Below are 13,523 nucleotides of genomic sequence, written 5' to 3' on the forward strand. Positions count from 1 at the left end.
GCAGATCGATCGTTCCGGTCGCTCGTCAGCCGTTGTTCACGGTGGGGACGTGCGGCTCCGGCTGATGACGGAGCCAGAGCGTGGACAGCGCGGGCAGCGTGATCGAGGCCGTCGGAGCGCCTCCGTCCCCGGGCTCCGCGATCACCATCCCGAGGTTGCCGGAACCGCGTCCGCCGTAGACGGCGGCGTCGGAGTTAAGGATCTCCTGCCAGACGCCTTCGCGCGGGAGCCCGAGACGGTACTCGGTGCGCTCCACGCCGGCGAAGTTGCTGACGACGACGAGACGGCCGCCGTGCGCGTCCCGCCGTTCGAAGGCGATCACGGACGGGTCCCAGCTGGGAGCCCCGAGGCGCGTGAACCCCGAGCCGTCGCTGTCGCGCTCCCAGAGCGGCGCCTGCGCCCGGTACACCCCGTTCATCGCGGCGACGAAGTCCTGCAGCTGGGCGTGGGAGGGCTGCTCGCGGAGCCACCAGTCCAGTTCACGCCCTTCGGACCACTCCGCAAGCTGTCCGAACTCCTGTCCCATGAACAGCAGCTTCTTGCCCGGGTGTCCCCACATGTAGGCGAGGTAGGCGCGGACGTTCGCGAGCTTGTGCCAGTGGTCGCCCGGCATCTTCGACAGCAAGCTGCCCTTGCCGTGCACGACCTCGTCGTGGCTGATCGGCAGCACGTAGTTCTCGCCGAATGCGTAGACGAACGAGAACGTCATCTCGCCCTCGTGGTGCGCTCGGTACATCGGGTCTCTGCCGATGTACTGCAGCGAGTCGTTCATCCACCCCATGTTCCACTTGAACCCGAACCCGAGTCCGGCATGATCCGTCGGCGCTGTGACGCCGGGGAAGCTCGTGGACTCCTCGGCGATCATGAGGATCCCGGGGTGGAGCCGGTAGGCCGTGGCGTTGACCTCTTGAAGGAAGCGGATCGCCTCCAGATTCTCGCGTCCGCCGTGGATGTTCGGCTCCCACTCGCCCTCGCGGCGCGAGTAGTCGAGGTAGAGCATCGACGCCACGGCATCGACCCGGAGGCCGTCGACGTGGAACTCCTCGAGCCAGTACAGTGCGTTCGCGACGAGGAAGCCGCGGACCTCGGGCCGGCCGTAGTCGAAGATGAGCGTGCCCCAGTCCTGATGCTCGCCACGGCGAGGGTCGGGGTGCTCGTACAGAGGCTGGCCGTCGAAGCGCGCCAGGGCGAAGGCGTCCTTGGGAAAGTGCCCGGGGACCCAGTCCATGATCACGCCGATGCCGGCCTGGTGCAGGCGGTCGATGAGGTACCGCAGGTCGTCGGGGGAGCCGTACCGGCTCGTCGGCGCGTAGTAGCCGCTGACCTGATAGCCCCACGATCCGCCGAACGGATGCTCGGCGAGCGGCATGAACTCGACGTGCGTGAAGCCCGTCTCCTGCACGTGCGCGATCAGCGGATCGGCCAGCTCACGGTACCCCAGGCCCCCGCGCCAGGAGCCGACGTGCACCTCGTACACGGACAGCGGCTGCGCGACGGCATGGGTCGCGGCACGTCGGGTCATCCACGCGCCGTCCGCCCAGACGTAGGACGACGCGGTGACGACAGACGCGGTCTCCGGGGGTACCTGTGCCGCCAGAGCCATCGGGTCCGCTTTGAGGATCCAGGCGCCGCTCCGCGTACGGATCTGGTACTTGTACCGGGTGCCGACGGGGAGGTCAGGGATGAAGAGCTCCCAGACGCCGCTGGCCCCGAGCGAGCGCATGGCGTGGCTCTCGCCGTTCCAACCGTTGTGGTCGCCCACGACCCGGACGGCCGATGCATCGGGAGCCCATACCGCGAAGGAGACGCCGTGCTCGTCGCCCTGGGTGCGGGGATGGGCACCCAGCGCCTCCCAGAGCCGCTCGTGCCGGCCCTCGGCGATGAGGTGCAGGTCGAGATCGCCCAGCGTCGGGGCATGCCGGTACGGGTCACCGGAGACCGTCTCCTCCTCGCCGCGGTAGCGCGTCGCGATGCGATACGGGAGGGGCGGTCCGGGGTGCGTGCCCTCCCAGACGCCGTGCGCGACGTGGGACAGGGCGAGCCTGCTCCCGTCGCCGAACACGGCCTCGACGGTCTCGGCGAGCGGCCGGCGGGCGCGGACGGCGGTGACCGTACGGCCGGCAGCGTCCTTGGCGGGGTGCGCCCCGAGCACGGAGTGCGGGTCGTGATGCTGAGCGGCAGCGACCGCGTCCCACTCGGCGTCGGCGGTGTCCTCGATGCGGCTCATGCGCGCTCCCTCACCTTCAGGATGTGGACGGGCTCGTCGAAGGCGTCGAGCCGGACGTAGTTGTGGTCGCTCCAGGTCCAGACACTGCCGGTCAGGAGATCCTCCACCTCGAAGGTCTCGCCGAGCGGGATGCCCCAACGCGTGGTGTCGAGGTGGACGGTGGTCTCGCGCACCGAGTGCGGGTCGACGTTCGCCACGACGATGAGGGTGTCCGGCCTGCCGGTGCCGGTGAAGGCAGCGTCGAGGTGCTTGCTGAACACGAGGACGGCGTCGTCGTCGCTCCAGTGCAGTTCGAGGTTGCGGAGCTGCCGCAGCGCCGGATGTGCCGCACGGATCTCGTTCAGTCGCCGGAGCAGCGGAGCCAGGGACTCCCCGCGTTCCTCGGCCCCCGCCCAGTCCCGGAACTTGTACTCGTACTTCTCGTTGTCGATGTTCTCCTCGGAACCAGGGCGGGCCACGTTCTCGATGAGCTCGTAGCCGGCGTACACGCCGTACACGGGCCCGGCCATCGCGGCGATGCAGGCACGGATGCGATACGCCGCGCGACCGCCGAACTGGAGGTACTCGGTGAGGATGTCGTGCGTGTTCACGAAGAGGTTCGGACGCATGTAGTCGGCCGTCTCGTGGGAGATCGAGGTGAGGAACTCCTCCAGCTCGGGCTTGGTGTTGCGCCAGGTGAAGTAGCTGTAGCTCTGCTGGAAGCCCACCGCGGCCAACGCACGCATCACGGCGGGTCGGGTGAACGCCTCGGCGAGGAAGATGACGTCAGGATCCGTCTCATTGACCGTCGCGATCAGCCACTCCCAGAACTGCAGCGGCTTGGTGTGCGGGTTGTCCACGCGGAAGATCCGGACGCCCTCGCCCACCCAGTGCCGGACGATCCGGAGCATCTCGGCCGCGATGCCTTCCGGATCGTTGTCGAAGTTCAGCGGGTAGATGTCCTGGTACTTCTTGGGCGGGTTCTCCGCGTAGGCGATGCTCCCGTCCGGCAGGGTCGTGAACCACTCCGGGTGGTCGCGGACCCACGGGTGGTCGGGGGAGGCCTGCAGGGCGAGATCGAGGGCGACTTCCAGCCCTTCCTTCCGGGCGGCGCGCACGAAGGCGCGGAAGTCCTGCGGGGTTCCGAGGTCGGGATGGATCGCGTCGTGTCCGCCCTCCGCCGCTCCGATCGCGTATGGCGAGCCCGGATCGCCCGGTTCGGCGACGAGGGTGTTGTTGCGACCCTTGCGGTTGGTGGTGCCGATGGGGTGGACCGGGACGAGGTAGATCACCTCGAATCCCATCCGGGCGACCTCGGGCAGGCGCTTCGCGGCGGTGCGGAACGTGCCGCTGCGCACCGTGCCGTCCGTGAGGCGACGGGCACCCTCGGAGCGGGGGAAGAACTCATACCAGGAGCCGACGCCCGCGCGGGTGCGCTCGACGCGGAGGACCTGCTCCGTGGAGGCGGAGCGCAGGGTCGTGACGGGACGGTCGCGGAAGATCGCCGCGAGTTCGGGGTCGACCGCCGACGCAGCGGTCGTGGCGGCGTCACCTCTCCGGAGCTCCTCGGCTCGGGCGCGCAGCCGCGTGCGCTGAGCCGCGGGGCGGTCCTTCTCGGCGGCGGCGCGCTGCAGGAGCTCGGCGCCCAGGGCGGCCATCACCTCGACATCGACTCCCGCGGCGATCTTGAGGTGCGCAGCATGAGCCCAAGTGGCGAAGTCGTCCGAGAATCCCTCGAAGCGGTACCGCCAGACGCCCTCCGCGTCGAGCGCGATCGCGGCTTCCCAGCGATCGGTGCCGTCCGCGAGGGCGGTCAGCCGGTGCAGGCTCTCCTCGCCGGTCGGAGACGTCAGTCGCACGTGCACGCCGATGAGATCGTGCCCTTCCCGGAATGCCACAACGCGGAAGGGGACGACCTCGCCTGCGAAGGCCTTGGCCGGGAACCCGCCGGGGACCGCAGGGGTACCGTCGAGCAAGGGGATCCGGGTCGTCCGCAGGGCTCCGGGGAGATCCGCGTCGGCGGCGCGCGTCGGGATCTGAACGGGGCTCCGGAGAGCCGTGGGTCGGGTTCCAGCACGTGCAGTCACATGCCGAATCTACCGCTCGGGCCTGTCGGAACCTACCGCTCGACCCCGGCGCCGAACCGTGCTATCACTCGACCCGGAACAGGCGCATGGACGTGCCGGGGATCGGCAGGACATCGCCCGGCGCGAACGTGTCCTCCACCTCCGACGGGCGCTCGTCGGCGCTCGACCAGAGGGAGACGAAGCGCGTGGCGTCATCGATCTCCTCCGGAAGCCGCACGTCGATCGGCGCCTCCGTCCCGTGCACGATCAGCAGGATGCGGTTGGCGGGTTCCTTGTCCGGCGTGGACGCGGCGACGTACTGCAGGGTGCGGTTGCCGGGATCCGTCCACTGGTTCGGTTCCATCGTCGCGCCGTCCTGGTCGTACCAGTCCATGACCGACGCGTTCGGGATGTGCTCGCCCAGGCGCGCGTACCGGCTCGGACGCAGTGCCGGGTTCTCCTGACGCAGCCGCACCAGGCGCGCGACGTGCGCCCGGAGGTCTTCCTGCCAGGGCTCGAACTCCCAGGACAGCCACGACAGCGGCGAGTCCTGTGCGTAGGCGTTGTTGTTGCCGCGCTGGCTGCGCCCCACCTCGTCCCCGGCGGTGAGCATCGGGATGCCGGCCGAGAGCAGCAGGGTGCCGAGCAGGTTGCGCATGGCCTTCCGCCGGGCGGCGAGGATGGCCGGATCGTCCGTGGGGCCCTCCACGCCGTGATTGAAGGATCGGTTGAGGTCGGCGCCGTCGCGGTTGTGCTCGCCGTTGGCCTCATTGTGCTTGACGTCGTACGAGACGAGGTCGTGCAGCGTGAACCCGTCGTGCGCCGTGACGAAGTTGATGCTCGCGAGGGGTCCGCGCTCCTCGCTAAAGGTGTTCGACGATCCGGCGAGGCGGGTGGCAAAGCCCCCGATCCCGACCGGTGCCGAGGCCCGCCGCGCGTAGTCGATGTCGCTCAGCCAGAAGTTACGCACCCGGTCGCGGTACCGGTCGTTCCACTCATGCCACCCCGCGGGGAAGTTGCCCGTCTGCCAGCCCCCCAGACCGACGTCCCAGGGTTCCGCGATGAGCTTGGTCTCCGCGAGGACGGGATCGGCGGCGATCGCCTGCAGAAGCGGATGGTCTGGGGTATAGGTGTGTGCGCCGTCGCGGGCGATCGCCGTCGCCAGGTCGAAGCGGAACCCGTCGATCTGCATCTCCTCCGCCCAGTACCGGAGCGAGTCCAGCACCAGCCGGGCTCCGGCATCGGTCGCGGTGTTGAGGGTGTTGCCGCATCCGGTGGTGTCGACGTACACGCCCGCGTCGTCCTGCCGGTAGTACCGGGCGTTGTCGATCCCGCGGAGGCTGGAGCGCGGTCCGCCGATCCCCTCCTCCGACGTGTGGTTGTAGACCACGTCGAGGATCACCTCGAGGCCGGCCTCGTGCAGCAGCCTGACCATGCCCTTGAACTCGGCGATGATCGCCTCTGGTCCCCGCTTCCGGGCGTCCTCCGTCGCGTAGGCGGCGTGCGGGGTGAAGAAGTTGAGCGTGTTGTAGCCCCAGTAGTTCGTCAGCCCCCGCTCCAGCAGTCGCGGTTCCGGGACGAAGGCGTGGACGGGGAGCAGCTCCACCGACGTCACCCCGAGGGTGTGGAGGTGCTCGATCATGGCCGGATGCGCGAGCCCCGCGTAGGTGCCGTGCAGCGCGGGCGGGATGTCGGGGTGCCGCTTGGTCAGTCCCTTCAGGTGACCCTCGTAGATGACGGTGCGGTCCGTCGGGACGCGCGGTTTCGTCGAATCGCCCCAGTCGAAGCCGTCCTCGATGACCACGGCCCGCCACTCCTGGTAGCCGTGTCCCTGGGCGAGGCCCCGCGCATACGGGTCGAGAAGCAGCGTCTCCGGGTTGAACGTGTTGCCGGGCCCGTGCGGGCCCTCGACGCGGAGCGCGTAGCGGACTCCGGGCTGCAGCAACGGCGTCGTGACCTCCCAGACGCCCCCGGGCCGCCGTTCGAGCGGAGCCTGGTCGACGACCCAGTCGAGGTCCGTCGCGTCGAAGACGACGAGCTCGACGGCGGAGGCGTTCTGTGACCAGACCCGCAGCGTGCCGATGCCGTCGTGCAGCCGGACGCCGAGGTTGTCGAGGATCGCCCCACCGGGCACGACGGAGTCGAGGGACGAAGACATGGATACACCCTAAACGTGTTGCATTTCAGTCTCATGACAGGACGCACCCGGTCTCACGCGCAGACGGACCGTTCGGGGCACGGATCGGGGAGAATCGAAGCATGCGGCACTATCTCGACCACGCGGCGACCACCCCGCTGCGCCCGGAGGCCAGGGACGCGTGGCTGGAGGCATCGGTTATCGTCGGCAACGCCTCGTCGACGCACGGCGCCGGGCAGGACGCGCGCCGGGTGCTGGAGGAGTCGCGGGAGCGCGTGGCGGCGGTCCTCGGGGCCGACCCGATCGAAGTGGTGCTGACCTCCGGCGGTACCGAGTCAATCAACCTCGCCCTCCAGGGACTGTGGCACTCGCGTCGTCCGGGGACGACCGCTGTCGTGGTGCCGGACGGCGAGCATCACGCGACGATGGACACGGTCGCAGCCCTGGTGGCGGATGGCGCCGAGGTGCGCGCGGTTCCGCTGTCTCCGCAGGCGCGGATCGACGAGGGCCGCTTCGCAGCGGCCCTTCCCGGGGCAGCACTCGCGACGGCGCTCGTAGCGAACAACGAGACCGGAACCATCAACGACGCGTCCGCCGTCGCTGCTGCGGCCGCGCACGCCGAAGTCCCGCTGCACCTCGACGCGGTCGCCGCGCTCGGACACCTGCCGCTGTCCTTCCGGGATCTCCGCGGCCATGCGGACGACGGCGTGGGCCTCGTGGCGCTCAGCATCGCCGGACACAAGGTCGGAGCGCCGGTCGGCGTCGGGGCGCTGGTGGTGGCGCGGTCGGCCCGGCTGACACCACTTCTGAGGGGTGGCGGCCAGCAGCGGGGTCTGCGCGCGGGCACCCAGGACGTGCCGGGAGCGGCGGCGCTGGCGACAGCGCTCGAACTCGCCGAGCGTGAGCGGGCCGCCGAGGGCGTCCGGGTGGGCGACCTGCGTGACCGCCTGGTCGAGGGCATCCGTGCGCGGGTGCCGGCGGCCGAGCTCCTCGGCGACCCCGATCACCGCCTCCCCGGCACGGCTCATCTGCTCTTCCCCGGCGCGGTGGGGGAGAGTCTGTTGTTCCTGCTGGACGTCGCCGGGGTGTCCGCCTCGACGGGTTCCGCCTGTCAGGCGGGGGTCGCCGAGCCCTCACACGTCGTGATGGCGATGGGGCGCAGCGAGACGGACGCCCGGAGCGTGCTGCGTTTCTCCCTGGGGCGCACCTCCACTACCGAGGATGTGGATGCGGTGCTCGCCGCGATCGGCGAGGCCTACGCGCGCGCATCCGGGTCCCGCGCAGCCAGGCGCTCGTAGACTGGACCCATGCGAATCCTTGCGGCCATGAGCGGTGGTGTGGACTCCGCCGTCGCGGCCGCGCGTGCCGTCGAGGCGGGGCACGACGTCGTCGGCGTGCACCTGGCGCTCTCCCGCGCCGGGGGGACGCTGCGCACAGGGAGCCGGGGCTGCTGCACGATCGAGGACGCCCTCGACGCGCGCCGGGCCGCCGACCTCCTGGGGATCCCCTTCTACGTGTGGGACTTCTCCGAGCGCTTCCGCGATGACGTGATCGACGACTTCGTCGCGGAGTACCGCGCCGGCCGCACCCCGAACCCGTGCATGCGGTGCAACGAGAAGATCAAGTTCGCCGCCCTGCTGGAGCGAGCTCTGGAGCTCGGCTTCGACGCCGTCTGCACCGGGCACTACGCGACCCTCCTCGATGGCCCGGACGGGCTCGAACTGCACCGCGCCTCGGACAACGCGAAGGACCAGTCGTACGTGCTCGGCGTCCTCACGGCCGATCAGCTCGCGCACACCTATTTCCCGCTGGGCACCACGCCGTCGAAGGCGCTCGTGCGGGCGGAGGCCGAGCAGCGCGGTCTCAGCGTCGCCCAGAAGCCGGACAGCCACGACATCTGCTTCATCCCGGACGGCGACACCCGGGGCTGGCTGGCCGAGAAGGTCGGCACGGCCACCGGCGAGATCGTCGACCGCACCGGTGCCGTCGTCGGTGCGCACGAGGGCGCCCACGCCTTCACGGTCGGTCAGCGGCGCGGACTCAAGCTCGGCGTCCCGGCGGCGGACGGCAAGCCGCGCTTCGTGCTCGAGGTGCGCCCCGTGTCGAACACGGTGGTCGTCGGCCCGAAGGAGGCTCTGGCGATCGCCGAGATCGCGGGGGAGCGGCTCAGCTGGGCCGGCGCCGCGCCGACCGCGTCGGTGTTCGCGTGCGACGTGCAGATCCGTGCGCATGCCGAGCCGGTACCCGCCACCGCCACCGTCACGACGGAGGGCGTCCGCGTCGTGCCCGATTCTCCGCTTGACGGTGTCGCCCCCGGGCAGACCGCCGTGCTGTACATCGGCACGCGCGTGCTCGGGCAGTTCACCATCGATTCCACCGTCTCCGCGGTCCCGGTCGGCGTCTGATCCGGGCGGATGTCGGTCGCCGCTCCTAGACTGACGGAGTGCCGGAGAACATCTCACTGGAAGACGCCCGCCGCGAGGCCGAGGAGCTGACCACCCGCATCCTCGAGGCGAAGGACGCGTACTACGGCCGCGATACCTCACTCGTCGACGATGCCACGTACGACGGCTGGATGCGGCGCCTGGAAGAGCTCGAGCGCCTGCACCCCGAGTTGCAGGGGCAGGACTCGCCGACGCAGATGGTCGGCGCCGCGGAGGCGACCGGGCTCGCGACGATCGAGCACGCCGAGCGGATGCTCAGCCTCGACAACGTCTTCTCCATCGAGGAGCTGCGCGAATGGGCGCAGAAGACGCGGGCCGCCGCCGGGCGGGACGTCGACTGGTTGACCGAACTGAAGATCGACGGCCTCGCGATCAACCTGCGGTATGAGAACGGCGTGCTGACATCGGCCGCGACCCGTGGCGACGGCCGGGTGGGCGAGATCGTCACCGAGAACGCGCTCCGGCTCCCGGAGATCCCCGAACGGCTCGCCGGGGAGGGGCACCCGCCGATCGTCGAGGTCCGCGGAGAGGTCTTCATCCCGGTCGCCGCGTTCGAGCGGCTGAACGCGGCGCAGGCGGCGTTCCGAGACCGCGCGTATGCGGACGCCCTCGCGCGCTGGGAGGCCAGGGGTGGCGCGAAGAAGCCGTTCGACGAGGAGAAGGCGCGCACCGCGGCGGCACGGCGTTTCCCAGCCTTCGCGAATCCCCGCAACGCGGCCAGTGGCGGCCTGCGGCAGCAGATCGACAAGAAGGACGGCTTGGAGCTGGAAGCGGGGCTGCTGCGCATCGAGTCGCTCGCGCTGTACGTGCACGGCATCGGTGCCTGGACGAACCCGCCGGTCGCGGCCCAGAGCCAGGTGTACGAGCTGCTATCGGCCTGGGGCCTGCCGACCAGCCCGCACACGAAGGTGTGCCGGAGCATCGACGACGTCGTCACCTTCGTCGAGTACTACGGCGAGCATCGGCACGACATCGAGCATGAGCTCGACGGCATCGTGGTCAAGGTCGACGAGCTCGACCTGCATGACGAGCTGGGAGCGACGAGTCGGGCGCCCCGCTGGGCGATCGCGTACAAGTACCCGCCGGAGGAGGTGCAGACGAAGCTCCTCGACATCGTCGTCTCCGTCGGTCGCACCGGTCGTGCGACGCCCTTCGCGGTGATGGCGCCGGCGCACGTCGCCGGATCCGTGGTCCGTCAGGCGACGCTCCACAACAAGGACGTGGTCAAGGCCAAGGGCGTCCTCATCGGCGACACCGTGGTGCTGCGCAAGGCAGGCGACGTGATCCCCGAGGTGCTCGGCCCCGTGGTCGAGAAGCGGGACGGGACCGAGCGGGAGTTCGTCATGCCCGTCGATTGCCCCGAGTGCGGCACACCGCTGCGCGCCATGAAGGAGGGGGACATCGATCTCCGGTGCCCGAACGCCCGCTCGTGCCCCGCCCAGGTGCGCGGACGCGTCGAGCACATCGGCTCGCGAGGAGCCCTCGATGTCGAGGCCCTTGGCGAGGTGACGGCGGCGGCCCTGACCCAGCCCACATCCCCGGCGGAGCCTCCCCTGATCACGGAAGCGGGGCTGTTCGCCCTGACCCTGGAGCAGCTCGTGCCGATCGAGGTCGTCGTGCGCGATGCGGAGACGGGTCTGCCGCGCGAGGACGAGGACGGCCTCGTGAAGACCCGCGCGCCGTTCCGACGGAACCCGACCGCGGCCGAGAAGAAGTCGGGTCTGGAGGGTCCGCAGCCGTCTTCCCAGGCGCTGACCCTGCTGGCGGAGCTGGAGAAGGCGAAGACCAAAGACCTCTGGCGGCTCCTCGTCGCGCTCAACATCCGGCACGTCGGACCGGTCGCCGCGCGGGCGCTCGCGCAGTGGTTCGGGTCGCTGGATGCGATCCGTGCCGCGTCGCGCGAGGAGCTGGCGGCGGTCGAGGGCGTGGGCGGCATCATCGCCGACTCCCTGCGCGCCTGGTTCGAGGTCGACTGGCACCAGGAGATCGTCCAGCAGTGGGCGGAGGCGGGCGTGCAGTGGGCGACACCGGGCCACCCGGGACCGGGAGCGGCGGTCGCGGCCGGGGGAGTGCTGGAGGGACTCACCGTGGTGGCCACGGGCTCTCTCGACGGGTACACCCGCGAGGGGGCGCAGGAGGCGATCATCAAGGCCGGCGGAAAGGCGGCCTCGAGCGTGTCGAAGAAGACGGACTTCGTGGCCGCGGGGCCGGGAGCCGGCTCCAAGCTTGCGAAGGCGGAGGAGCTCGGTGTCCGCATCCTCGACGCCGCGCAGTTCCACGTCCTGGTCACCGAGGGGCCCGCGGCGCTGGACTGAGGATCAGGCGCTCTCCGGCGCCGCCGTGGTGGGAGCGAGGAACTGCCGCAGCCGTGGGGAGTCCGCGAACCCCAGCTCCTGATAGAGCCCGACGGCTGCTTCGCTCGAGTGCACCGTGATCCGTTCGGCGCCCACGGAGACCGCGTGAGCGCAGGCCGCGGCGATGAGACCGCGCCCCGCTCCTCGTCCCCGATGCTCGGGAAGGACGAAGACGCTCTGGATGTCCGCGGAGAGGCGGTGCGGAGCACCCGGCCGCGGCACGCGAGGCACGAGGGCGACCCACGCCGCGCCGACGATGCGGTCGTCGTCATCGCGACGCGCGACGAAGGCCACGTGGGTGCGGTCGTGGGCCCGCCACCAGTCGCCCAGCTCGGCGGTGAAGGCGTCGAGCGACCGACCGGCCGTCAGGTCCGCGGGCACGTCCTCCCACTTGAGCTGGGCGAGCGCGGCCAGATCCTCCCTGCCGGCGCGGTCGATGCGCATCGTCGGTCCGCTCAAGCCTTGTGGCGGGGCTTGCGGAAGGGCTTCTCCTCGCGGTCGCGGGGCGCCGGGCGATCGTCGCGGTCGCGCCGATCGGTCCGGTCGTAGCGGGGCGGTCGGCCACGGCCGTCGCCGTCGCGCGAGGACGACCCGCGGCGCGCCCCGGGCCCACGGTCGGGGGCGATCTCGATCAGGCGTCCCGAGATGCGCGTGTCGCGGAGCTTGTCGAGGACGGCGGGGTCGAGGTTCGCCGGGAGCTCGACGATCGAGAAGTCGGGACGGATGTTGATCGCGCCGAAGTCGTCGCGGCCCAGGCCGCCTTCGTTCGCCAGCGCGCCGACGATCTGCCGCGGTTCGACGCGGTGCCGCCGTCCCACCTCGATCCGGTAGGGGGTGTAGTCGCCGCGCCCGCGACGCTCCCGGGGCTCCCGCGGCTCCCGCGTCTGCCGCTCGCGCGGCGGACGGTTGTCGGCGGCCACCGCCTGCGCCAGGGCGTCCTGCGCGGGGTCGAGCAGCAGCGGGGTGGAGCCCTGGGCGACCACGGCGAGAGCGGCCGCGACGTCACCCTCCGGCACGTCGTGGTGCCGGACGTAGTGGGCGATGATGTCGCGGAACGCGTCGATGCGCGACGTCTCCGACAGTGCGGTCGTGATGGCGTCGTCGAAGCGGGCGAGCCGCGTCGTGTTCACGTCCTCGGTGCTCGGCAGCTGCATCTGCGTGGGCTGCTGACGCGTCGCCTTCTCGATGTGCTTGAGCAGGTAGCGCTCGCGCGGGGTGATGAAGCTGATCGCGTCGCCCGTCCTTCCGGCCCGTCCGGTCCGTCCGATGCGGTGCACGTACGACTCGGTGTCGGTGGGGATGTCGAAGTTGACGACGTGGCTGATGCGCTCGACGTCGAGGCCGCGGGCGGCGACGTCCGTGGCGACGAGGATGTCGAGCTTGCCGTCCTTGAGCTGGTTGACGCTCCGCTCGCGCTGCACCTGCGGCACGTCACCGTTGATCGCGGCGGCGGAGTACCCGCGGGCGCGGAGCTTCTCGGCCAGGGTCTCGGTCTCGTTCTTCGTGCGGACGAAGACGATCATCCCGTCGAAGTTCTCCACCTCGAGGATGCGGGTCAGCGCGTCCACCTTCTGCGCATACGAGACGACGAGGTAGCGCTGGGTGATGTTCGTGTTGGTCGCGGTCTTGGACTTGACCGTGATCTCCTCCGGGTCGCGGAGGTACTGCTGCGCGAGGCGGCGGATCTGCGCAGGCATCGTGGCCGAGAAAAGGGCGACCTGCTTCTCCTCCGGCGTCTGAGCGAGGATCTGCTCCACGTCCTCCGCGAAGCCCATCTTCAGCATCTCGTCGGCCTCGTCCAGCACGAGGTACTGGAGCTCGGAGAGGTCGAGGGTGCCCTTGGCCAGGTGGTCCATGATGCGGCCGGGGGTGCCGACCACGACGTGCACGCCGCGGCGGAGGGCGGACAGCTGCACACCGTATCCCTGACCGCCGTAGACGGGCAGCACGTGCACGCCCTTCATGCGGGAGGCGTAGGACTCGAACGCCTCGCAGACCTGCAGCGCGAGCTCACGGGTCGGTGCGAGGACGAGGGCCTGCGGCGTCTTCTGCGCGACGTCGAGCCGCTCCAGCACGGGCAGGGCGAAGGCGGCGGTCTTGCCGGTTCCGGTCTGCGCCATGCCGACGACATCGCGGCCGGCGAGGAGGGTGGGGATGGTCGCGGCCTGGATGGGCGACGGGGTCTCGTAGCCGAGATCCTTGATGGCCTTGAGGACCGGCCCAGTGATGCCGAGGTCCTCGAATCCGGGGGTTGCAGGGGACTCGTCGGGGGCGTCGGCGGGGGTCACTTCTTCAGGGGTCACTTCCCAAGGGTAG

General features: G+C 70.5%; 8 protein-coding genes. 3 read left to right on the top strand and 5 right to left on the bottom strand.

The genetic code is table 11. The features are described 5' to 3' along the window. Window positions 1-25 precede the first annotated feature (25 nt). From glgB to glgX, 3 genes are all read right to left on the bottom strand, one after another. Window positions 26-2,227, bottom strand: a complete 2,202-nt coding sequence (glgB, locus tag B2W79_RS11020; protein WP_292789521.1) for a 1,4-alpha-glucan branching protein GlgB — start codon at window positions 2,225-2,227, stop codon at window positions 26-28. Continuing rightward, the gene (locus tag B2W79_RS11025) at window positions 2,224-4,293 is read right to left on the bottom strand and encodes an alpha-1,4-glucan--maltose-1-phosphate maltosyltransferase (RefSeq protein WP_292789523.1); all 2,070 of its coding nucleotides are present in this window, start codon (window positions 4,291-4,293) and stop codon (window positions 2,224-2,226) included. Before B2W79_RS11025 ends, glgB begins: the two co-directional genes overlap by 4 nt. A 64-nt stretch (window positions 4,294-4,357) precedes the next feature. Next, entirely contained in the window at window positions 4,358-6,430 is a 2,073-nt protein-coding gene (gene glgX, locus B2W79_RS11030; RefSeq protein WP_292789525.1) for a glycogen debranching protein GlgX, read from the bottom strand. A 101-nt stretch (window positions 6,431-6,531) separates the two neighbouring features. Here glgX and B2W79_RS11035 point away from each other — a divergent pair, with 101 nt between their 5' ends. From B2W79_RS11035 to ligA, 3 genes are read left to right on the top strand one after another with little or no spacing between them, the layout of a single operon-like run. Further along, window positions 6,532-7,707, top strand: coding sequence for a cysteine desulfurase family protein (locus B2W79_RS11035; RefSeq protein ID WP_292789527.1), 1,176 nt, complete (start codon window positions 6,532-6,534; stop codon window positions 7,705-7,707). Window positions 7,708-7,716: 9 nt separating this feature from the next. Next, the gene (gene mnmA / locus B2W79_RS11040; protein WP_083391694.1) at window positions 7,717-8,814 is read left to right on the top strand and encodes a tRNA 2-thiouridine(34) synthase MnmA; all 1,098 of its coding nucleotides are present in this window, start codon (window positions 7,717-7,719) and stop codon (window positions 8,812-8,814) included. 38 nt (window positions 8,815-8,852) lie between these two features. Then, window positions 8,853-11,168, top strand: coding sequence for an NAD-dependent DNA ligase LigA (ligA, locus tag B2W79_RS11045; protein WP_071328548.1), 2,316 nt, complete (start codon window positions 8,853-8,855; stop codon window positions 11,166-11,168). A gap of 3 nt (window positions 11,169-11,171) precedes the next feature. Here the strand turns inward: ligA and B2W79_RS11050 are convergent, their stop codons facing one another. Together B2W79_RS11050 and B2W79_RS11055 are read right to left on the bottom strand one after the other, a co-directional pair. After that, window positions 11,172-11,651 (bottom strand): GNAT family N-acetyltransferase, encoded by a 480-nt coding sequence (locus tag B2W79_RS11050; RefSeq protein WP_292789531.1) that lies wholly within the window; start codon window positions 11,649-11,651, stop codon window positions 11,172-11,174. An 11-nt stretch (window positions 11,652-11,662) separates the two neighbouring features. Continuing rightward, window positions 11,663-13,510 carry a DEAD/DEAH box helicase gene (locus tag B2W79_RS11055; protein WP_396654741.1) on the bottom strand — a complete coding sequence of 616 codons (1,848 nt, stop codon included), beginning with the start codon at window positions 13,508-13,510 and terminating at the stop codon, window positions 11,663-11,665. Between the last annotated feature and the right edge of the window lie 13 nt (window positions 13,511-13,523).

It is taken from the genome of Microbacterium sp. UBA7513 (assembly GCF_002478345.1).
In the GTDB taxonomy this organism is placed as follows: domain Bacteria; phylum Actinomycetota; class Actinomycetes; order Actinomycetales; family Microbacteriaceae; genus Microbacterium.

What these genes read in the sequence shown, in the direction of transcription:
- glgB (WP_292789521.1), bottom strand. Translation starts at nt 2,227, where the DNA reads ATGAGCCGCATCGAGGACACCGCCGACGCCGAGTGGGACGCGGTCGCT.
- glgX (WP_292789525.1), bottom strand. Translation starts at nt 6,430, where the DNA reads ATGTCTTCGTCCCTCGACTCCGTCGTGCCCGGTGGGGCGATCCTCGAC.
- B2W79_RS11035 (WP_292789527.1), top strand. Translation starts at nt 6,532, where the DNA reads ATGCGGCACTATCTCGACCACGCGGCGACCACCCCGCTGCGCCCGGAG.
- mnmA (WP_083391694.1), top strand. Translation starts at nt 7,717, where the DNA reads ATGCGAATCCTTGCGGCCATGAGCGGTGGTGTGGACTCCGCCGTCGCG.
- B2W79_RS11050 (WP_292789531.1), bottom strand. Translation starts at nt 11,651, where the DNA reads ATGCGCATCGACCGCGCCGGCAGGGAGGATCTGGCCGCGCTCGCCCAG.